We start from the raw sequence: 19,230 nt of genomic DNA on the forward strand, positions 1-19,230 counted from the left end.
CCCGAAATGCCGCCAGGCAAGGCCGGCTCTGCTTCCGCGCCCTGCACCACAACCCCCTGACACATCAGGGGCTTGTGGTGCTCTTGGCGTGACGCATCGCCCCCCGGAAAGCGAAACGCCCCCGACGGCATCGGAGGCGCATGGCAAGCGGATCACTGGGGCAGTTCCCGCGTCACGCGGGTGACGCCTTCGCCGCGAAGCGTCACTACATCTTCACATCCATCATCTCGTCGATGCGCTCAACCAGCTTGAAGATACCGCTGGCGGCGTCACCGATACGAGTCGCCAGCATATACGCAGGCGTCGTGACGATACGGTGTTCGAAGTCCACCACGATGTCGTCCACCGGGCAGCTACGGTGCAGACCGCCCATGGCGCTGATGGCACCACACACGCTCGGATCATTACCGATGGTCACCGCGATGCCGGGGCCGAACAGACGCGGCACCAGCACCGGGGCGATGCACATCATGCCGATCGGCTTGCGGGCATGGTGAAACTCGATCAAGACCTCCTGCAGGACGTCATGAATGACCATGTCTGAGCCGGCTTCAGCAAAGTTCGACAAGTTTTTCGCCACACCGAACCCGCCGGGCAGGATCACGGCATCGAAGTCTGACGCCGACAACTCGTCCAGGGGAGTGATCTCGCCACGGGCCAGCCGTGCGGATTCGACCAGCACGTTACGCGTCTCTTCGCTGGGCTCACCGGCATGATGATCGATGACGTCATGATGTGCGATATCCGGGGCGAAGCAGCGATAGCCGATGCCCAACTGGTCCAGGCGCAACAGTGTGAGGGTCGTCTCGTAGATCTCGGAGCCATCCTCGACGCCGCATCCAGACAGGACGATCGCAACCTGTTTACTCATGACTCTCTCCTTGAAGGCAAGCCCGCGGCCGTCGCGGCGAGCCCGAATATCGACTGAACTCTAGAAGAGACACTCTAGAGGGTCACTCCGGGTGCGACAAGACGCGACTTTCGGCGATGGGGAAACGCAGAATATACTGGAAGAATGTCATGCTTTTGTCATGAAGCGCCACCACACTTGACGGTGGCGGACATCCTTTTCTCGTTGCGGAGTGCCAACTTGAGCGCCATTACCCCCCGCCAGTTCCCAGCGACCCGTATGCGCCGCATGCGCCGCGATGCCTTTTCTCGTCGCCTGATGCGCGAGAACACCCTCACCGCCGCCGACCTTATCTGGCCGGTGTTCGTACTCGACGGCGAGGGGCAGCGCGAAGCCGTGGCCTCCATGCCGGGCGTCGAGCGGCTATCCATCGATCTGCTGATCGAGGAAGCCCGCGAGGCCTTCGAGCTGGGCATTCCGGCCCTGGCCCTGTTCCCGGTGGTCGGGGCCGACAAGAAGTCGGACCTGGCCGAGGAATCCTACAGCGCCTCGGGCCTGGTCCAGCGCTGCGTGCGGGCGCTCAAGGAGGCTCTGCCGGAGCTTGGGGTGATTACCGACGTGGCGCTCGACCCTTACACCAGCCACGGCCAGGACGGCATCCTCGACGATAGCGGCTACGTCACCAACGACCGCACCGTCGAGACCCTGATCAAGCAGGCTCTGTCCCACGCCGAAGCCGGCGCCGACGTGGTCGCGCCGTCGGACATGATGGACGGTCGCATCGGCGCGATTCGCGAACTACTCGAGCAGGAAGGCCTGACCAATACCCGAATCATGGCTTACAGCGCCAAGTACGCCTCGCACTACTACGGTCCCTTCCGCGATGCCGTGGGCTCGGCCGGCAACCTCGGCAAGGCCGACAAGTCGACCTACCAGATGGACCCGGCCAACGGCGACGAGGCCCTTCACGAAGTGGCCATGGATATCGCCGAGGGCGCGGACATGGTCATGGTCAAGCCCGGCATGCCGTATCTGGACGTGGTCAGGCGGGTAAAAGACGAACTGCGCGTGCCCACCTACGCCTATCAGGTCAGCGGGGAGTATGCGATGCACATGGCCGCCTTCGACAACGGTTGGCTGGACGCCGACACGGTGATTCTCGAGTCGCTGATGTGCTTCAAGCGCGCCGGGGCCGATGGCGTGCTGACCTACTTTGCCAAACGCGCTGCACGACTTCTGGCGCGGTAGCCAGCGGGGGGACCGGTGCCCTTGCGCTGAACGACCATCTTCGCGACCCGATCAAGGAAACGCTATGGAAGACTCGCGCACCGACGCCCCCAAGCCAGACGGCGCCTCCCAGGCCAGTAGTGCCCACCGGAGTAGTGCCCAAGTCAGCAGTGCCCAGGCCGCGACTGGCCCGGGCAAGTCAGACGTTTCTTTCGGCGGCGACACCCAGGCCGATGCCCCGGTGCCCCGGCTCAACCAGACCCGCACCGGCATCAAGCCCAAGGCGATGCCCGACCCCGAGGCGGACCTGAGCGACTCGAGCCTGTACTTCAACCGTGAGTTGTCGCATCTGCAGTTCAATATCCGGGTCCTGGAGCAGGCGCTTGATGAAGCGCACCCGCTGCTCAACCGGCTGATGTTCCTGCTGATCTTCTCGTCGAATATGGACGAGTTCTTCGAGATTCGCGTCGCCGGCCTGAAAAACCAGATCGCCCTCGGTGACGAGACCAGCGGCGCCGACGGCCGCGGCCCACGCTCGATCCTCGATGAGATCGCCAAGATTGCCCATGAGCACGTCGAACGCCAGTACCGCATACTCAACGAACAGCTGATTCCGGCGCTAGAAGCGCAGAACATTCGCTTCCGCCGCCGCGGCGACTGGACCAAGGCCCAGCGCAAGTGGGTCTACGAGTACTTCTCCACCGAGATCATTCCGGTCGTGAGCCCGATCGGGCTCGATCCCTCGCACCCCTTTCCGCGGCTGGTCAACAAGAGTCTCAATTTCATCGTCGAGCTCGAAGGCAAGGACGCCTTCGGCCGCGAAGGAGGCCTGGCCATCTTGCCGGCGCCCCGCTCGCTGCCCCGGGTCATCGCCCTGCCGGCCGAGCTGTGCGAGAACGGCTTTGCCGAGTACCTGTTTCTGTCCTCGATGATCCATGCCCACGCCGAGGAAGTCTTTCCCGGCATGAAGGTCAAGGGCTGCTACCAGTTCCGCCTGACCCGCAACGCCGACATGACGATGGACCCCGAAGAAGTCTCGGACCTGGCGTCGGCCTTGCGCGGCGAACTGCTGGCCAGGCGCTACGGCAGCGGCGTGCGCCTGGAGGTGGCCAACAACTGCCCTGAGGAGCTCTCGGATTTCCTGCTTAAGCAGTTCCAGCTCGAGCCCAACGATCTCTTCCGGGTCAACGGTCCGGTCAACCTGACGCGTATGATGTCGGTACTCGGCGAGGCCGATCGCCCCGACCTGATGTACCGCCCGTTCACCCCCGGCATGCCCAAGCAGGTGCGCAAGAACGAGAGCCTGATGCAGGCCATGCAGGAAGGCGATATCTTGCTGCATCACCCCTTCCAGTCCTTCACCCCCGTCGAGGATCTCCTGCGCGAAGCGGCACGCGATGGCGACGTCCTGGCCATCAAGCAGACCCTGTATCGCACCGGTGCCGACTCCCCCATCGTCAACGCCCTGGTCGATGCCGCCAGCAACGGCAAGGAAGTCACCGTCGTCATCGAACTACGCGCGCGCTTCGACGAGGCCGACAACCTGGCCCTCGCCTCGCGGTTGCAGGAGGCCGGCGCCATCGTCATCTACGGGGTCATGGCCTACAAGACCCACGCCAAGATGATGCACATTGTGCGTCGCGAGAAAGGCTCCTTGCGCCACTATGCCCACCTCGGCACCGGCAACTATCACTCCAAGACCGCCAAGCTCTACACCGACTACAGCTTGCTGACGGCGGATCCAACGCTGTGTGCCGATGTGCACAAGGTGTTTCAACAGCTATCCGGCATGGGCCGCGCGCGCCAGATTGAGAAGCTCCTGCATGCGCCCTTCACCCTCCACGAACGCGTGGTGGAAATGATCGAAAGGGAGGCCGAATTTGCACGCAAGGGCAAACGCGCCCATATCATCGTCAAATGCAATTCGCTGACCGAGCCGAAATTGATCCAGGCGCTGTATCGCGCCTCCCAAGCCGGCGTCGAGTGTGATCTGATCATTCGTGGCATGTGCTGCCTACGCCCGGGCATTCCCGGCATTTCCGAGAATATCCGCGTACGCTCGGTGATTGGACGCTTTCTCGAACACACCCGGGTCTACCACTTCCACAACGATGGCAAGCCCGAGACCTACGGCTCGAGCGCCGACTTCATGTCACGCAACATGTTCCATCGGGTCGAAACCAGCTTCCCGCTGCTCGACAAGAAGCTCTCTGCACGGGTGCGCAAGGATCTGGAAACCTATCTGGTGGACAACTGCCAGAGCTGGCTGCTGCAAGGGGACGGCACTTACGTGAAACAGGTCCCCGAAGACTGCGCACCGATCAGCGCCCAGGAGACGCTGCTTTACGCCTATGCGGCGAAAGCGTAGGTCGCCGCCCTTCGCGGGAATCCGGACGTTGGAAAAATAGCGCTGCAATGCCGAAAAGGCCACCCCCGGCCTTTTCCACCCCTCGTTTCCACCGCAATTTGCACCGTTTTCGTCCGCTATAACCCAGCGCCAAGCCCGTGAGCCGAGGGAGATCCGAGCAGAGGGATATCCTGCGCTAGGACACGGGGTTCAGCAGGGCTCGAGCGCGCGATGCCAGGCGCCGGGCGAAGATCAGCGCCACGGGCAACACCCCTATCGCCGCCAGGCTCAGGGCCGCCGAGGTGCCGGTCAACCCGATCACGACGCCACCGACCGCGGTTCCCACGGATTGACCGGTGAAGAAGGCGGTGGCAAATAGCGCCACCGCCGTTCCCCGGCGTGCCGGTGCCATCTGGGTGGCGTGGGTCTGCAGGGTGTTGTGCAGCATGTAAAACCCCAGGCCAAAGAGATAGCAGCCAATGATCGCCACACCGACCGTTGGCCACACACAGATCGCCGCGATAGCGAGTGCGATCAGTACGCCTCCCGTCCGGCACAGCCCCTCCTCCCCGAGCCGCGGCACCAGGGCACGCGCCAGCAGCGCAAAGCTCAGCCCGCCCCCGGCGAACGCCATCATGATCAATCCCGCCTCGGTCAGCGCGATCCCGCCAACCAGGTGAAGGTGACTGGCCACGAACGCGAAGCCGCAGAACACCGTCGCGCCCTCGAAGAAGACCGTCACCAGCACCACCCGAGCCCAGGGGGCCGACAGCACATGACCCAAGCTCGTGGCCAACGACTCCCGCGCGCACACCTGGCGGTGCTCATGACGTCCGGCCCGATACCACAGCAAGGCGCTGGCCGCCGCGAACAACCCCGTGTAGACCAGGAACGGCCACTGCCAGTAGAGCTGCTCGGCGGCGATACCGCCGAACATCTGGCCACAGGCCAGGCCGAATACCTGACCGATCAAGAAGCGCGCCAGCACCGGCTGGCGCTTCTCGTAGGGGACATTATCGCCGATCCAGGCCATCGCCAGGGGAATGACCGCCGCACAGCCTACGCCGGCCAGCATCCGCGCCGCGATCAGCCCACCGAGGCTTCCCGACAGCGCACTCAGTGCACTCCCCAGCGCCGCTACCAGGCAAAACAGGGCAATGACCCGAAGCTTGCCGAAACGGTCACCGCTGGGACCCAACACCAATTGCAGGCAGCCATAGACGATGGCGAAGGCAGTAATCGTCCACGAGGCCGCCGTCAGCGAGGTGGCGTAGGCCTCGGCGAGGCGAGGCAGCATCGGATCGAGCACACGCTGGGTGGCCGAGGCGCAGAACGCCGCCAACGCCAGCAGCACGATGACGGGCGTGGGGTCGTCGACGCCGCTGGACGAGCGGCCACCCGCCTCGACGGCAGCGTCGCCAGGATCCGTCGAAGACGCTGCAGGCAGGGACGATGCAAGCGCATCAGAAGAATCGACGGGCGCAGGCATGGCGGGGTTCCAGAGCGAGACAGGAACCCCGAGGCTAGCACCGTTAGCAGGTTAATATGAACTCGACGAAGGTGTCGCCGACACCTGGAGGGCGGCGACCGGCGAGCAACGAGCCTTCCCGACAGGCCATCCTGTGAGCGGGAAGCAGATGAACGGTTTCCATCAGGCCATTGAAACAATCCAGCGACATGACAACCGCATCCGCTGAGTTCCGGCGCGTGATAATCGTATAGTCAGCATCATTAACCACCTGATATAGAATATTTTTTAGCCTATTTTTCGCATCGGAAAGCTGACAATTCTCATCACTGGCCTTCTGTCCGAACCGTATGAGAAACACGCATAACTTGTATAACATAAAAGACACGTCAGGCTGACACTCATTATTCCATCTGGTCATTGGTCCCATGCACTTCGGGTCCACGAACCGCCACTGCCGCCCGCCACTGACGACAGTGCCCTAGCGCGAAAGGACATCGAGAAAATTGCATAAAAATCAATATACACAGATAAGAAGAGCCGATCCAAGGCCTACCCCCAGCGCGATATTCAGCACGAACCAGCCTAGATAGGCCTGCTGAAAGTCCAGGCCGAATACCTGGCGGTACAGCCGAAAGAACAACAGCAGGTTCAGCCCCGCCACCCAGATCTCCAGGAAGTGCGTCACCACTGCCGCGCGCTGCGCATCGATGGCAAGCCACCCCTGTTCAAATGCCAACCAGGGCAGCATGGCGAGCACCAGCAGAACATCGCACCCTGCCAGCAAGTACAGGTAGCCCAATACCCAGAGCTCTAGATGCTCCCGACTCGCCTCACACACCCTGATGGCGAAGATGGCCGGGAAGGTGATCAGCATCAGGTCGACGAGGCACTTCCAGAAAATGCTGACCCAGAAAAACAAGGATCGCCAGAACGGCCCGGCGCCCAGCCCCCCGAGAAGATCGCGCAGAAAGCCGAATTCGTAGAGCGCCCCATCGAACGACCACAGCATCGGGTTGCCACCGGGCATGCGGTTGGCAATGTGGTGAACCAGAACGATATCCACACACAGAAAACACAGGTAGAGCAGCGCCGCCGTCCCGCGCGAAAGCCGACCTATCAGGTAGCCAGGCGACAATGCGCTGCCCGGAGATGCCAGCATCATCAGCGGAATCGGGAGCCTGCTCGTCCCGGCCGCTCGGGCTTTCCTAGCGCCCTCCACGATCGGAGGCCAGCAAACCAAAGAGTGCCGAATCGGACACGACGCCGCCGATTTCCCAGCGCTCACGCAGCAGGCCCTCCTGGGTGAACCCCATCCGCGTCAGGGCACGCGCCGACCCCGTATTGTGTGGATCGATCTCCGCCTCGATGCGACGAAGGTTCAGTGTTTCAAAGCCATAGGCGATCAGCGCCAGCCCCGCTTCCTGGATGAAGCCCTTACCCCAGTAGCGCCGCCCTATGCCAAAGCCAATCTCGGCACGCCTGGACGTCCTGTCATGACTAAAGAGCATGCACTTTCCCATCAGCGCTTCCGTGTCCTTGGCGATGATACCGAGGGTTATCGCGGCTTCGCTGTCCAGGTCCGCCTGGGCACTTTCGATAAAATCGGTGGCATCTTGAATAGACGTCCATGGCGGCGTATTCCAGTACTTCATCACCTCCGGGTCGGAAAACACCGTCAGCAACGATTCCGCATCGCCGCGACCCAACGGGCGAAGCACCAAACGATCCGTCTCGATGATAGGATTTGCTGGATTATTCAAAACAAGGTCCTTCTGTAGCTCCAAAAATTTTGATGCACCGGATAAGGGCTCGATCGCCTCGCTTCACGTGAGTTCCCCCTTGGAAGACTCGGCCAAGCGCCGGGCAAGTGAGCCCGACTGACCTCGGCACCTCCCACGAACACAGAAACAGGAATATCGTGGATAAGGATGTCTTGGACAAGGACCTCTTCGGCAAGGACCTCATGGGTGGAGGCTTGCTGGGGAGGCCTGCTGGGGAGCCTTTGCCGTAAAGCGAACATACGCTTTCAGACAGCCGTCACCACCACTCGCCCCATGCCCTTCTTCGCAGGTGTCTCGGCGCCAGACACCCGGCAGAAAAGCTTACCCCCCTGCCCGGGGAAAGGGCTTCTCGGGACCGTGTTTGCCTGGCCTTTTCTTCTCTTCATCGAATGCGCCAGAGGCAGCCAGACCCAACAGACGCCGGAACGTCGGGCATTCCATATGGCTCGGTGCCGAGCAAACGGCCGCGTGTCGAAGGCCATCACGCATCGCCGTCAAGCGACGTATCGAACCATCCAGTTCGTCTGCCTTATCGACCAGTAGTTGCCGATCGATCTGCGGGCGCCCATCGGGACCCAGCATCAGTGCTATTTCATCCAGCGAAAATCCGGCGGATCGCCCGAGGGCAATGAGGGCCAGGCGCTCTACGACAGTGGCCGAAAACTGCCGTCGAATTCCTTGTCTTCCGATCGAGCTGATTAGCCCCTTTTGCTCGTAGAAGCGTAGCGCCGACGCCGAAACGCCTGAGCGCCGGGCAACTTCGGAAATATCCACGCGCCCTCCTTGACTTAAAGTTGACTTGAAGTTGTACGCTCACATCCGTCACCCAGCTTTCGAGCCAACAGCGCGCTTCCGACCAAGGGCTAAGAAAGATTAGCGAGTGATTTCAGATAAGACCACAGGCCCCGGGGATTTTCACCTGTTCGGCCTCATCTCAAGCATACGGAGATCGTCATGAACAACCTGGCATTTGCCCTGGTCATCGGCATCGGCGCCACTGCCTTGATGGATGCATGGGGAGTCATCCGCAAGCCGTTGCTCGGTGCGCCCCTCCCCAACTATGCAATGGTCGGCCGTTGGATCGCCCATATGACACGAGGAAAGTTCCGTCATGAGTCGATTGCGGCGGCGGCGCCTGTGCGAGGAGAGCAGCTCATCGGATGGACGGCTCACTATCTGGTGGGCATTGCATTCGCTGTCTTACTGCTCAGTATTCAGGGCGAGTCGTGGATACAAGATCCAACGCTATTTCCCGCTCTTGCCGTTGGCATAGCCACCATCGCCGCGCCATTTCTGATCATGCAGCCGGGCATGGGGGCTGGTATTGCCGCGTCGAAGACACCGAACCCCGCCGCTGCACGATTTCAGAGCTTTCTGACACACGCGGTCTTCGGCTTGGGCTTATATCTCTCCGGATCGGCGGCACAGCTGCTTCATTAATCGTGACAATTGGCACACTCGACCATCGTGGAGGCATGAATGCGTATTCCCACTCGTTATTCTCCCCTTCTGTTCAGCGCCCTACTCTCGGCCATCATGGTCTTCTTCGTATCGGGCTTCGTTCTGGCCATGTCAGAGGGAATCCACTCAGGATTCGTCAAGCAGTGGATAACAAGCTGCATGACGACCTGGCCCATCGCTTTTCCCACGGTGGCTATTGTCGCGCCCTGGGTGCGACGCATCGTCGGGCGCCTGACGGTTTGACCACCAGGACGTGGACGTCCAGACAGGCGGTGCCGATACCGATGCCGCCGCGACTATCCGATAGCCGGCCGCCGAGCCCCATCGCCAAGACGAAAAGAAGCCAAGACGAAAAGAAGCCAAGACGAAAAGAAGCCCACGAGACGAAGCCTCGTGGGCATTCTTCCGGTTGGCCGGAGCAGCTTCCCACCGCCCAGGCCCTCGCTCGTGAGGCTTAGACGCCGATCTGCCCCCCATCGGTCTTCTGAATCACCACCGTCGAGGCGCGTGGGCGCACCGTGCCGCGGGTTGCCTGGGTAGCATCGTCGCCGGCCGGCCAGTTGCCCGGGTGCTGGATGTTGATGAACAACGCGGTCTTGTCCGGGGTCGGGAAGATGCCGGTCACTTCACAGCCATTGGGACCCACGCAGAAACGCTTCAAGGCGTCCTGGTTAGCGCCGGAAACCACCGACGCGGCGCCATTGGCCTGGTGCAGGGCCGCCGGCACCACCGCCAGGACCTGGTCATTGGTGTGGTCACCGACGCCGGCGTAGCCGTTGTCGGTCTCGATCCACAGGATGCCATGGCCATCGCCACGCTCGTCGAAATGCAGCCCATCGGGGCTGGCAAACTGATTCATCTCGGTCAGGCCCGACAGGTTCGTGGCGTCCGTGGCGGCGGCGCCAAAGACGAACACTTCCCACTGGAACCGCTCGCCGTCGCTGGCCTCGCGCCAGCGGATGATCTGACCGGCCTCGTTATTGGCGCGGGGGTTGGCGGCGTTGACCGGTGCGGTGGCATAGCCGACCCCTGGCGTCGTGATCTCGCCTTCGCCGGTGAGGACGGCCTCGGTGCCTGCCTCGGTGCGCTTGGCGTTGTTGGTCAGCGTCATGTAGACCTCACCCGAGGTCGGGTCCACGGCGCCCCACTCGGGGCGATCCATCGGCGTGGCGCCCATCAGGTCGGCGGCATCACAGGTGTTGATGATGATGCCGGCCAGATCGTCGGCCTCGAGGCCAAGCGCCTGGGCCAGGGTCATGCCATCCTGGGTGGTCGCATCCGGCGTCAGCGCCAGCCACTCGCCGCTGCCGTCGGCGTTGAAGCGGGCCACATACAGCGTGCCCTCGTCCATGTACTTGGCGCCGATCGCCAGGCGGTCGCCGGGGGCGCCGGGCTGGTGGGCGTCCGCCGGGTCCCAGGGCGCCGCGGATACGTACTTGTAGATGTACTCGTTGCGCGAGTCATGGCCGGAGTAGAACACGACCGGCTCGCCCGCGGTCAGCTTCCCGGGCCAGCAGCCTTCGTGGCGGAAGCGACCCAACGCGGTACGCTTGACGGCCTGCGCGCCGGTATAGGGGTCGATCTCGACGATGTAGCCGAAGGCACGTGGCTCGTTGCGGTAATCGCCTGCGGCGCTCTCGGCACTCGGGGCACCGAGGAAACGCCTGAACTCGTCGTTCTGCTCGCTGGCGTCGCCGGCGGCGGTCTCCCAGCCGTAGCGGCCACGACCGCGGCCGATCCCCAGGCGCTCGTCATCCTGGCGGCGCCCCTCATCCTTGACGAAATAGTCCGGCCAGTTTTCTTCACAGGTCAGGTAGGTACCCCAGGGGGTATAGCCGTTGGCGCAGTTGTTGTTGGTACCGCGGGTCTGACTGCCATCCGGCGAGTACTTGGTCTTGACGTAGTCACTGCCCGCCACCGGCCCCGAGAGCAGCATCGCGGTAGCGCTGGTGTAGCGCTTGTTGAAAGACGAGTGGCGAACATGCTGCCAGTGGCCATCGGCGTTCTTTTCGACTTCCACCACGGTGATGCCGTGGGCATTGATCTCGGTGCGCACTTCCTCGGCCGGTCGTTTGCCCTGTGCCATGTTGGTCGGACCGCCTTGGGGCGCCCACAGGGCATTCTCGTCGATGTATTCATTGTTCATGACGAGCAAGAAGCGGCTCGACTCGGTCTCCGGCGCCAGGGCGAAGGGATGCATGCCATCGTGATGCATGCCGACGCTATTGGCCTGGATCTCCGGCGTCATGGCGAGATCATCGGACCACTCGGGGGCGCTGTCGTTTAGCGGCGTACCCCAGGGCACCAGCACCTGCGCGGTATATCCCGGCGGCACCACGATGGCATCGGTGCGCGAACCCGCGATGGCGTCAAATGCGAGCGCCAGCGGCTTCTTGGCGACGCCTGCGTCGTCGGCGGCGAACGCCGAGAGCCCGAACCCGCTCAGCATCCCCATGGCCGTCATGCCGAGCCCCCCCTTCATCACCGCACGGCGCGACAGGTGACGATCGAGCACGCGGGAGAACGGCTCGTTGTTGCTGGGGTTCAAGAGGCGGTGATCTTCGATTTCCTTGCTCATTGCGCTGTCCTCGGCTGGGCAGTCTAGGGTCACGGCGCTCGGCCGCATCGGTCCGGTCCAAGACGCTACCCCGCCTATATGACAAGGCGATGACCGAGGCAAAAATGGAAGGCCCGCCGGCGCGCGACTGGGCCGAAGCAGGCATACTGGGGCCCTTCGTCTCAGTCATCGGCATCGGCATCTCGTCGCCGAGCCGGCATCGGCGACCGCCCAGGAAGAGGCCGTTGTGGCCCCGACCGGCCACAACGGCGATGGAACACAGCACACCAGGAGGCAATACCGGATGGGACAGCGGGACATTACGCCACAGCGTCGGATGAAAAGACGCTCATCGTCAGGACGCGTGGCCGCCGCGTTAGGGCTAATGTTGTCACTAGGAGGTTGCGCGATGTTCGCCGCCGATCCGCCCCAGCGCCAGGACAATCTGTGTGAGATCTTTCGCGCAGAGCCCGACTGGTATGACGATTCCCGGGACTCCTATGAGCGCTGGGGCACGCCGATCTGGACGCAGATGGCCTTCATCAAGCGCGAGTCGTCGTTCAGGAGTCACGTTCGCCCGCCACGCACCGAGCTGCTGGGGTTCATTCCCTGGACTCGGCCCTCCTCGGCCTACGGCTACGCCCAGGCCCAGGACCCGGTCTGGGGCGAGTATGAAGACCAGGCCGGCGGTGTGTTTTCGAGTCGCTCGGACATGCAGGATGCCACCGATTTCATCGGCTGGTACAACGCGCGCACCCGCCGCATCACCGGGGTATCGCTGTCCAACCCCGAGCACCTCTACCTGGCCTATCACGAGGGTCAGGGCGGCTATCAGCGCGGCAGTTACCGGGGTAAGCCGGCGGTGCAGCGTGCCGCCCGTGAAGTCGCCTCCACGGCGTCACGCTACCGTTCACAGCTGGCCGCCTGCGAGGCCGAATTTCGTTGCGATGGCGCCTTCGATATCTGGCCCTTCTGCCGCGCCTGAAGGGCCACACAACGCACTCGCCATCGACACCCCAGATGGTGAGACGGCCGCCTCTAACGCCTTTCGGCAAGGCGTTCGGCAGCAGACATCAGCAGGTGTTCGGTGGTCTCCCAGCCGATGCAGGCGTCGGTCACCGACACCCCGTAACGCAGCTTGCCCGGCACCAGGGGTTGCTTGCCTTCGTGCAGCTGGCTCTCGAGCATCACGCCGACCAGGGCCCGATCACCCGCCAGGCGCTGATTGAGGACATCGAGCATCACCTCGCTTTGGCGACGATGGTCCTTGCGTGCATTGGCGTGGCTGCAGTCCACCATCAGCCGCGGCGCCAGCCCGGCCTCGACGATGGCCCGGCGTGTCGCTGCCACCGCGTCCGCCTGATAGTTGGGCTCCCCGTGCCCTCCCCGCAACACCAGGTGGGTGTTGGGATTGCCCTTGGTAGAGCGCATCTGTGGGCGGCCATCTTCGGCCATGGCGAAATGCTGATGGGGGTGCGCCGCGGACTGGATGGCGTCCAGCGCCACCTGAACGTCACCGCTGGTGGCGTTCTTGAACCCCACCACCGCCTCGAGGCCACTGGCCATTTCCCGATGTAGCTGGGATTCGGTCGTACGAGCGCCGATGGCGACCCAGGCCAACAGATCATCGAGGTAAGGGGCGATCATCGGCTGCAATACCTCGGTGGCCACCGGCAGCCCCAGCGTGACGATGTCTCGCATCAGCTTGCGAGACAGCATCAGTCCACGGGCGATATCGCCGCTACCATCCAGGTCGGGATCGTAGGCGAGCCCCTTCCAGCCCACCGTGGTGCGTGGTTTTTCGACGTAGACGCGCATCACCACCAGCACCCGGTCCTGGACCTTGTCCGCCAGGGCCTTGAGTCGCTCGGCGTAGACCAGCGCCGCCTCGGGATCGTGAATGGAGCACGGGCCGACCACCACCAGCAAGCGATCGTCGTGGCCATCGAGAATGTCGCGAATCTGCTGGCGCTGGGCATCGACACGCTCGGCCAATGTGGACGACAGCGGCAGCTCTCGCTTGAGGTCCTGGGGGCTGGGTAGCGTCATGGCAGGCGGGTGCTCGGCTGGTGTGGGTTCGACAGTCGCCTGATCCACGATGGGGGACTCGATCGATTCGGCGGCGACAGCATGGGTGGCCGCCAAGGTAAGGTGGGCAGTCATGGTTTCAACTCCGTGGGCTTGCGTGACATCGTTTATTTCCGTTGCCACCGAGAAGCTCACGGTCGGAGGTGGCACCAAGGCCCGACCGCGCATCGATAAATCGCCAGCTAAAGCCTGGGTAATAGCGATACTCGGCGATGCTGATAACGTCACGATGTGCGGTCATTGCTACTCTCCTGTTGCGGTCGTTGGTGAGGTGAAGCCTTGCCTGACTCCCAACGCAAGAACCCCCGGGCGGGCCTGCCGTCCGGGGGTTCTGTCTGCGGAGGCGGCCCTGAGTGGGTGCCTGCGCGATTCCTGCTGCTGATTGTTGCGATCCTTCTCATCGGATCCAATCAGGACACGGTCGCCGGCCCCCCGGTAGTAAACCAATACCAGGTATAGCCGCGCCAATAACCGACACCCGCCGCCGTCTTGCTGCAGCCGTCGCCACGTACCGCAACGCGATCACCGCCGGCTGGGGCGGTCGATGCGTGGGCGTGGCAAACGGTGTCGGTCATCTCGATCTCCTGAAGTCTGAGTCAATCCTGCCGCGGCGCGGGCCAAATGGCAAGCCCTCTGGGGCTAGAAACACGCTCTTGCTGGGCCTGAACGCTCGCGCCGGCGTCGAGCATCGCGTGGGCTCACCCCAACGCCGGCTCGACCTCAGCCGTGAACCACCTGCACCCAGCCGATGGTCGCCGGCAGGCAGCTCATGGCCACCAGCACCACCACACCAAGAAACAAAGTCATGAAACCGCTCTTGTCGCAAGCGTCGTCGTGATCGGACATCAGTATGGCCTCTTGTGAATGGCGATGAATCATCGCAGGAAAGACTCAGAGTGTAAGCCTTGGCCAGCGCCACGGCGAGTGCCCGAGCCGCGGCGGGCAGACGGTGGCTCAACGCAGGTGGCGGCCGCCATCCACCGGCAGCGTCGAGCCGGTCACATAGCGGTTATCGAGCAGGTAGCGCAGGCTCTGATAGATCACCCCGGGCCCCGGCACCATCGCCATCAGCGACTTGGCCTTGGCCTTCTCGGCATAGGCCGGGTCATCGCCCTCGTTGAGCATGATCATCGCCGGGGCGATGGCATTGACCTGAATCCGCGGCGCGTACATGGCGGCAAACGACAGTGTCAGGTTGTCGAGTCCGGCCTTGGTGGCGGCGTAAGCGGCGTGTTTCTTCGAGCCCTTCTGAACCACGAAGTCGGTCATGTGCACGATATCGCGCTGGGGCTCCTCACCGGCCTCGAGCAGATCTCGCAGGTGAAGATTGATCAGGTACGGCGCCAGCATATGGACACGAAACAAGCGCTCGAAGGTGGCCCCGGCGGTGTCGCCTGTGGAATCCGGCGCCCAGTCACTGGCGTTATGCACGATGGCACGCAGCTGACGCGTCTCGCCCTTCACCCGGTCGATGAACTCGAGCACCCCGGCCTCGCTGGAAAAATCCGCCTGGAGCGTCACCGCGCCGCGCTCGCGCAGCGCCGCCAGCTCCTCGCGCTCACGCCGGTAGCTGAGGATCACCGGATGCCCATCGAGCAGCAGGCGCTCGACGCAGTGGCGCCCCAGCCGCTGGGCGCCGCCGGTGATCAGAATCGGCGCCGCGCTCATGCTCTCGACTCCTTGACCAGGCTCCCCACCAGCGGCACCAGCGGGTCCCGTGGCGCATAGGAGAAGACATCGGAGAAGACCCGACCGGCGTCGAGACCGAGCGACGCCAGCACGTCGACGCAGGCATAGACCATGCCCGGCGAGCCGGACAGGTACACATCGCAATCGGCAATATCGTCCAGTTCGCCAGCCAATGCCGCGTCGATACGGCCGTGGTGCCCTTTGACGTTATCGCCGTCGAAACCGGCTTCGAAACCGGCCTCGCAGACGGCGTGAAAGCAGAGCCTCGGCGAGCTCGCGGCCCAGTCTCGCGCCATGGACTCGGCATACAGGTCGCGGCGTTCCTTGGCCGCCCACCACAGCGCGATTTCACGTTCAGGATCGGCGTGCAACGCCGCCTCGACAACGGCCTTCATCTGGGCGAAGCCGGTGCCGGCGGCGACCAGCAGCAGCGGACGCTGGCTCGTCTCGTCCAGCACACAGTCGCCGCCCGGCAGGCGCACCGTCAGGTGCTCGGCGACCACCAGCATCTGTCTGAGCTGGGCCGAGTTGGACCGCTCGGGCCAGTGTTGAATATGCAGCTCGAGGCGGCCGTCATCGGCGTGGCGGCTGGCGATGGAAAACGGCACCCAGGTGCCATCCTCCAGGCACATTTCCAGGTACTGGCCCGGCGCATGCGCCATCGCTTCCGGGCGGCCTTCGAGCACCACACGGAACACATCGGGGGTGAGGTCCTCGACCTCGATGACCTGGCAGGTCAGGGTCCTTGCCGTCATAGTGGCCTCTTGTCGACGTCGGGGAGAGGGATATCGAGTTCGTCCCAGCGTTCGCTGACTCGGGTCTTGACCGCCTCGTCCATGGTGATGGGAACCCCCCATTCGCGATCGGTCTCACCGGGCCACTTGGCGGTGGCATCGAGCCCCATCTTGGAGCCGAGCCCCGCCACCGGCGAGGCGAAGTCCAGATAGTCGATCGGAGTGTTCTCGACCAGCACGGTGTCGCGCGCGGGATCCATGCGGGTCGTGATCGCCCAGATCACGTCCTTCCAGTCACGCGCGCTCACGTCATCGTCCAGCACCACCACGAACTTGGTGTACATGAACTGGCGCAGGAAGCTCCACACACCCATCATCACGCGCTTGGCATGCCCCGGATACTGCTTCTTCATGGTCACCACCGCCATGCGGTAGGAGCAGCCCTCCGGGGGCAGGTAGAAGTCCTGGATCTCGGGGAACTGGCGCCGCAGGATCGGTACGAACACCTCGTTGAGCGCCAGGCCAAGAATCGCCGGCTCATCCGGCGGACGGCCGGTATAGGTCGAATGGTAGATGGCATTCTTGCGCATGGTCATGCGCGTCACGGTGAACACCGGGAAGGTCTCGACCTCGTTGTAGTAACCGGTGTGATCGCCGTAAGGGCCTTCCGGGGCGGTGTCGTCCGGGTACAAAAAGCCCTCGAGAATGATCTCGGCCGAGGCTGGGACCTGCAGGTCGGCGTGGCCGCACTTGACGAGCTCCGTACGCGAGCCGCGCAGCAGCCCGGCGAAGGCGTACTCGGAAAGCGAATCCGGCACTGGCGTCACGGCGCCAAGAATTGTCGCCGGATCGGCGCCTAAGGCCACCGCCACCGGGAATGGCTCGCCGGGGTTTGTGTGCTGAAATTCCTGGTAGTCCAGCGCCCCGCCGCGATGGGATAACCAACGCATGATCAGGCGATTCTTGCCCAGCTTCTGTTGACGATAGATGCCGAGATTCTGGCGACTCTTGTGCGGGCCTTTGGTGATCACCAGCGGCCAGGTCACCAGCGGCGCGGCGTCACCGGGCCAGCAGTGCTGTATCGGCAAGCGGTTAAGATCGACGTCATCGCCCTCGTAGACCAGCGCCTGTACCGGCGCAGATCGCACCGTCTTCGGCCCCATGCTCATGATCTGCTTGAAGATCGGCAGCTTCTCCCAGGCATCGCGAAAGCCCTTGGGTGGCTCCGGCTCCTTGAGAAAGGCCAGCAGCTCGCCGATCTCCCTGAGCGCTTCTACCGAGTCCTGGCCCATGCCCATGGCGACGCGTTTGGGGGTGCCGAACAGATTGCCGAGCAGCGGCATGGTGTGGCCCTTGACGTTCTCGAACAGCAGCGCCGGGCCACCGGCGCGCAGGGTCCGGTCGCAGATCTCGGTGATCTCGAGATAAGGGTCCACTTCTGCGCTCACTCGCTTGAGCTCGCCCGCCGCTTCCAGCGCCGCGATAAAGTCGCGCAAGTCATGGTACTTCATGCGATTTTCTCGCTTCCCGAAAGACGAAAGGGGCAGCATAGCATGCTGCCCCTCGGGCTTGCTCGCGGTGCTCCGGTTCCTCGTGATTGGCCCCGAACGGCACCACAAGAGCGCTTAGCGACGCTTCATGGCATCGAAGAATTCAAGGTTGGTCTTGGTGTCCTTGAGACGATCGATCAAGAACTCGGTGGCCGCGGTATCGTCCATCGGGTTCAGCAGCTTGCGCAGGATCCACATGCGCTGCATCTCTTCGTCGGAGGCCAGCAAGTCTTCGCGGCGGGTGCCGGAACGGCGAATGTTCAGCGCCGGATAGACGCGACGTTCGGCCAGCTTGCGATCAAGGTGGGCTTCCATGTTACCGGTGCCCTTGAATTCCTCGAAGATCACCTCGTCCATCTTGGAGCCGGTGTCGACCAGGGCGGTGGCGATGATGGTCAGGCTGCCGCCTTCCTCGATGTTACGCGCCGCACCGAAGAAGCGCTTGGGCTTCTCCAGGGCATGGGCATCGACACCACCGGTCAGCACCTTGCCCGACGACGGCACCACGGTGTTGTAAGCACGCGCCAGACGGGTGATGGAGTCGAGCAGGATCACCACGTCCTTCTTGTGCTCGACCAGACGCTTGGCCTTCTCGATGACCATCTCGGCCACCTGCACGTGACGCGCCGGCGGTTCATCGAAGGTCGAGGCGACCACTTCCCCGCGTACGGTGCGCGACATCTCGGTGACTTCTTCGGGGCGCTCGTCGATGAGCAGCACGATCAGCTGACACTCGGGATTGTTACGCGTGATTGAGGTCGCGATGTTCTGCAGCATCAGCGTCTTACCGGCCTTGGGCGGCGACACGATCAGGCCACGCTGGCCCTTGCCGATGGGTGCTGTCAGATCAATGATGCGGGCGGTGAGATCCTCGGTGGAGCCGTTGCCGATCTCCATGCGCAGACGCTTCTGGGGAAACAGCGGCGTGAGGTTCTCGAACAGGATCTTGTGCTTGGCGTTCTCGGGCCGGTCCAGGTTGATCTGGCTGACCTTGAGCAGCGCGAAGTAGCGTTCGCCTTCCTTGGGCGGCCGGATCTTGCCGGAAATGGTATCGCCCTTGCGCAGGTTGAAACGACGAATCTGCGACGGAGACACGTAGATGTCATCGGGCCCGGCCAGATAGGAGCTGTCGGCGCTGCGCAGGAAGCCGAAGCCGTCCTGAAGGATTTCCAGCACACCATCGCCGAAGATGTCCTCACCGCTCTTGGCGTGTTTCTTGAGGATGGCGAAGATGATGTCCTGCTTGCGGGACCGGGCCAGGTTGTCGATACCCATTTCGCGTGCGGTATCGAGAAGCTCCGGCACAGGCTTTTGCTTGAGTTCAGTCAGATTCATCAGAGGTCAGAAATTACTCGTGGGAAGCCGGGCGGCAAGGCGCCGTGCAATAAAGAGGCGAAACGACGCCGCGTGAGTGCGTTCAGAGCCCGGGGGCTGCTCTCGACAGGCCGCATGAAAAAGATAGGACTTATCGGGCC

General features: G+C 63.1%; 19 protein-coding genes and 1 pseudogene. 5 read left to right on the forward strand and 15 right to left on the reverse strand.

The genetic code is table 11. From position 1 onward, the window contains the following. Positions 1-205: 205 nt before the first annotated feature. A complete protein-coding gene (elbB, locus tag ACUN9Y_RS05095) occupies positions 206-871 on the reverse strand; it encodes an isoprenoid biosynthesis glyoxalase ElbB (protein ID WP_445459602.1) in 666 nt (221 codons plus the stop codon). Between the two features lie 219 nt (positions 872-1,090). Between elbB and hemB the strand changes: the two genes are divergently transcribed. Then, positions 1,091-2,098, forward strand: a complete 1,008-nt coding sequence (gene hemB / locus ACUN9Y_RS05100; RefSeq protein WP_445459603.1) for a porphobilinogen synthase — start codon at positions 1,091-1,093, stop codon at positions 2,096-2,098. A 64-nt stretch (positions 2,099-2,162) separates the two neighbouring features. Continuing rightward, positions 2,163-4,445 (forward strand): polyphosphate kinase 1, encoded by a 2,283-nt coding sequence (gene ppk1, locus ACUN9Y_RS05105; RefSeq protein ID WP_445459604.1) that lies wholly within the window; start codon positions 2,163-2,165, stop codon positions 4,443-4,445. Between the two features lie 175 nt (positions 4,446-4,620). Here the strand turns inward: ppk1 and ACUN9Y_RS05110 are convergent, their stop codons facing one another. The 5 genes and pseudogenes from ACUN9Y_RS05110 to ACUN9Y_RS05130 form a co-directional block, all read right to left on the reverse strand. Next, entirely contained in the window at positions 4,621-5,913 is a 1,293-nt protein-coding gene (locus tag ACUN9Y_RS05110) for an MFS transporter (RefSeq protein WP_445459605.1), read from the reverse strand. Between the two features lie 142 nt (positions 5,914-6,055). Next, positions 6,056-6,219 (reverse strand): annotated as a pseudogene (locus ACUN9Y_RS05115) (type II toxin-antitoxin system Phd/YefM family antitoxin); the annotation flags it as partial. Positions 6,220-6,409: 190 nt separating this feature from the next. After that, positions 6,410-7,057, reverse strand: coding sequence for a hypothetical protein (locus tag ACUN9Y_RS05120; RefSeq protein ID WP_445459606.1), 648 nt, complete (start codon positions 7,055-7,057; stop codon positions 6,410-6,412). A 43-nt stretch (positions 7,058-7,100) separates the two neighbouring features. Further along, the gene (locus tag ACUN9Y_RS05125; RefSeq protein ID WP_445459607.1) at positions 7,101-7,655 is read right to left on the reverse strand and encodes a GNAT family N-acetyltransferase; all 555 of its coding nucleotides are present in this window, start codon (positions 7,653-7,655) and stop codon (positions 7,101-7,103) included. A 342-nt stretch (positions 7,656-7,997) separates the two neighbouring features. Continuing rightward, the gene (locus ACUN9Y_RS05130; RefSeq protein WP_445459608.1) at positions 7,998-8,450 is read right to left on the reverse strand and encodes a helix-turn-helix domain-containing protein; all 453 of its coding nucleotides are present in this window, start codon (positions 8,448-8,450) and stop codon (positions 7,998-8,000) included. Positions 8,451-8,630: 180 nt separating this feature from the next. Between ACUN9Y_RS05130 and ACUN9Y_RS05135 the strand changes: the two genes are divergently transcribed. Together ACUN9Y_RS05135 and ACUN9Y_RS05140 are read left to right on the forward strand one after the other, a co-directional pair. After that, entirely contained in the window at positions 8,631-9,116 is a 486-nt protein-coding gene (locus ACUN9Y_RS05135) for a DUF2938 domain-containing protein (protein WP_445459609.1), read from the forward strand. Positions 9,117-9,155: 39 nt separating this feature from the next. Next, positions 9,156-9,380, forward strand: a complete 225-nt coding sequence (locus tag ACUN9Y_RS05140) for a DUF2798 domain-containing protein (RefSeq protein ID WP_445459610.1) — start codon at positions 9,156-9,158, stop codon at positions 9,378-9,380. A 211-nt stretch (positions 9,381-9,591) separates the two neighbouring features. On the opposite strand, the gene ACUN9Y_RS05145 is transcribed toward ACUN9Y_RS05140, so the two are convergent. After that, positions 9,592-11,715, reverse strand: a complete 2,124-nt coding sequence (locus tag ACUN9Y_RS05145) for a PhoX family protein (RefSeq protein ID WP_445459611.1) — start codon at positions 11,713-11,715, stop codon at positions 9,592-9,594. 364 nt (positions 11,716-12,079) lie between these two features. On the opposite strand from ACUN9Y_RS05145, the gene ACUN9Y_RS05150 reads away from it, so the two are divergent. Then, complete coding sequence (locus tag ACUN9Y_RS05150) at positions 12,080-12,679, forward strand: transglycosylase SLT domain-containing protein (RefSeq protein WP_445459612.1); 600 nt, start codon at positions 12,080-12,082, stop codon at positions 12,677-12,679. A gap of 53 nt (positions 12,680-12,732) precedes the next feature. Here the strand turns inward: ACUN9Y_RS05150 and ACUN9Y_RS05155 are convergent, their stop codons facing one another. The 8 genes from ACUN9Y_RS05155 to rho form a co-directional block, all read right to left on the reverse strand. Beyond that, on the reverse strand, positions 12,733-13,857 hold the full coding sequence (locus tag ACUN9Y_RS05155; RefSeq protein WP_445459613.1) for a 3-deoxy-7-phosphoheptulonate synthase: 1,125 nt from the start codon (positions 13,855-13,857) through the stop codon (positions 12,733-12,735). Between the two features lie 4 nt (positions 13,858-13,861). After that, a complete protein-coding gene (locus ACUN9Y_RS05160) occupies positions 13,862-14,023 on the reverse strand; it encodes a hypothetical protein (protein WP_445459614.1) in 162 nt (53 codons plus the stop codon). Between the two features lie 169 nt (positions 14,024-14,192). Continuing rightward, positions 14,193-14,357 carry a hypothetical protein gene (locus ACUN9Y_RS05165; RefSeq protein ID WP_445459615.1) on the reverse strand — a complete coding sequence of 55 codons (165 nt, stop codon included), beginning with the start codon at positions 14,355-14,357 and terminating at the stop codon, positions 14,193-14,195. Positions 14,358-14,502: 145 nt separating this feature from the next. Further along, positions 14,503-14,628, reverse strand: a complete 126-nt coding sequence (locus ACUN9Y_RS05170; protein WP_445459616.1) for a hypothetical protein — start codon at positions 14,626-14,628, stop codon at positions 14,503-14,505. Positions 14,629-14,736: 108 nt separating this feature from the next. Then, positions 14,737-15,450 (reverse strand): dihydromonapterin reductase, encoded by a 714-nt coding sequence (folM, locus tag ACUN9Y_RS05175; RefSeq protein WP_445459617.1) that lies wholly within the window; start codon positions 15,448-15,450, stop codon positions 14,737-14,739. Continuing rightward, entirely contained in the window at positions 15,447-16,226 is a 780-nt protein-coding gene (locus ACUN9Y_RS05180; protein ID WP_445459618.1) for an FAD-binding oxidoreductase, read from the reverse strand. Before ACUN9Y_RS05180 ends, folM begins: the two co-directional genes overlap by 4 nt. Beyond that, on the reverse strand, positions 16,223-17,716 hold the full coding sequence (gene ubiD, locus ACUN9Y_RS05185) for a 4-hydroxy-3-polyprenylbenzoate decarboxylase (protein WP_445459619.1): 1,494 nt from the start codon (positions 17,714-17,716) through the stop codon (positions 16,223-16,225). The genes ACUN9Y_RS05180 and ubiD overlap by 4 nt, the downstream gene beginning before the upstream one ends. A gap of 114 nt (positions 17,717-17,830) precedes the next feature. Further along, a complete protein-coding gene (gene rho, locus ACUN9Y_RS05190) occupies positions 17,831-19,090 on the reverse strand; it encodes a transcription termination factor Rho (RefSeq protein ID WP_445459620.1) in 1,260 nt (419 codons plus the stop codon). Positions 19,091-19,230 lie beyond the last annotated feature (140 nt).

Source organism: Halomonas sp. V046, assembly GCF_052645355.1.

Excerpts from the sequence above, each read along its gene's own strand:
- ACUN9Y_RS05160 (WP_445459614.1), bottom strand. The coding sequence starts at position 14,023 with ATGACCGCACATCGTGACGTTATCAGCATCGCCGAGTATCGCTATTAC.
- ubiD (WP_445459619.1), bottom strand. The coding sequence starts at position 17,716 with ATGAAGTACCATGACTTGCGCGACTTTATCGCGGCGCTGGAAGCGGCG.
- elbB (WP_445459602.1), bottom strand. The coding sequence starts at position 871 with ATGAGTAAACAGGTTGCGATCGTCCTGTCTGGATGCGGCGTCGAGGAT.
- ACUN9Y_RS05165 (WP_445459615.1), bottom strand. The coding sequence starts at position 14,357 with ATGACCGACACCGTTTGCCACGCCCACGCATCGACCGCCCCAGCCGGC.
- ACUN9Y_RS05120 (WP_445459606.1), bottom strand. The coding sequence starts at position 7,057 with ATGATGCTGGCATCTCCGGGCAGCGCATTGTCGCCTGGCTACCTGATA.
- rho (WP_445459620.1), bottom strand. The coding sequence starts at position 19,090 with ATGAATCTGACTGAACTCAAGCAAAAGCCTGTGCCGGAGCTTCTCGAT.
- ppk1 (WP_445459604.1), top strand. The coding sequence starts at position 2,163 with ATGGAAGACTCGCGCACCGACGCCCCCAAGCCAGACGGCGCCTCCCAG.
- ACUN9Y_RS05150 (WP_445459612.1), top strand. The coding sequence starts at position 12,080 with ATGTTGTCACTAGGAGGTTGCGCGATGTTCGCCGCCGATCCGCCCCAG.
- ACUN9Y_RS05145 (WP_445459611.1), bottom strand. The coding sequence starts at position 11,715 with ATGAGCAAGGAAATCGAAGATCACCGCCTCTTGAACCCCAGCAACAAC.
- ACUN9Y_RS05110 (WP_445459605.1), bottom strand. The coding sequence starts at position 5,913 with ATGCCTGCGCCCGTCGATTCTTCTGATGCGCTTGCATCGTCCCTGCCT.
- ACUN9Y_RS05180 (WP_445459618.1), bottom strand. The coding sequence starts at position 16,226 with ATGACGGCAAGGACCCTGACCTGCCAGGTCATCGAGGTCGAGGACCTC.
- ACUN9Y_RS05155 (WP_445459613.1), bottom strand. The coding sequence starts at position 13,857 with ATGACTGCCCACCTTACCTTGGCGGCCACCCATGCTGTCGCCGCCGAA.
- folM (WP_445459617.1), bottom strand. The coding sequence starts at position 15,450 with ATGAGCGCGGCGCCGATTCTGATCACCGGCGGCGCCCAGCGGCTGGGG.
- ACUN9Y_RS05170 (WP_445459616.1), bottom strand. The coding sequence starts at position 14,628 with ATGTCCGATCACGACGACGCTTGCGACAAGAGCGGTTTCATGACTTTG.
- ACUN9Y_RS05140 (WP_445459610.1), top strand. The coding sequence starts at position 9,156 with ATGCGTATTCCCACTCGTTATTCTCCCCTTCTGTTCAGCGCCCTACTC.
- ACUN9Y_RS05135 (WP_445459609.1), top strand. The coding sequence starts at position 8,631 with ATGAACAACCTGGCATTTGCCCTGGTCATCGGCATCGGCGCCACTGCC.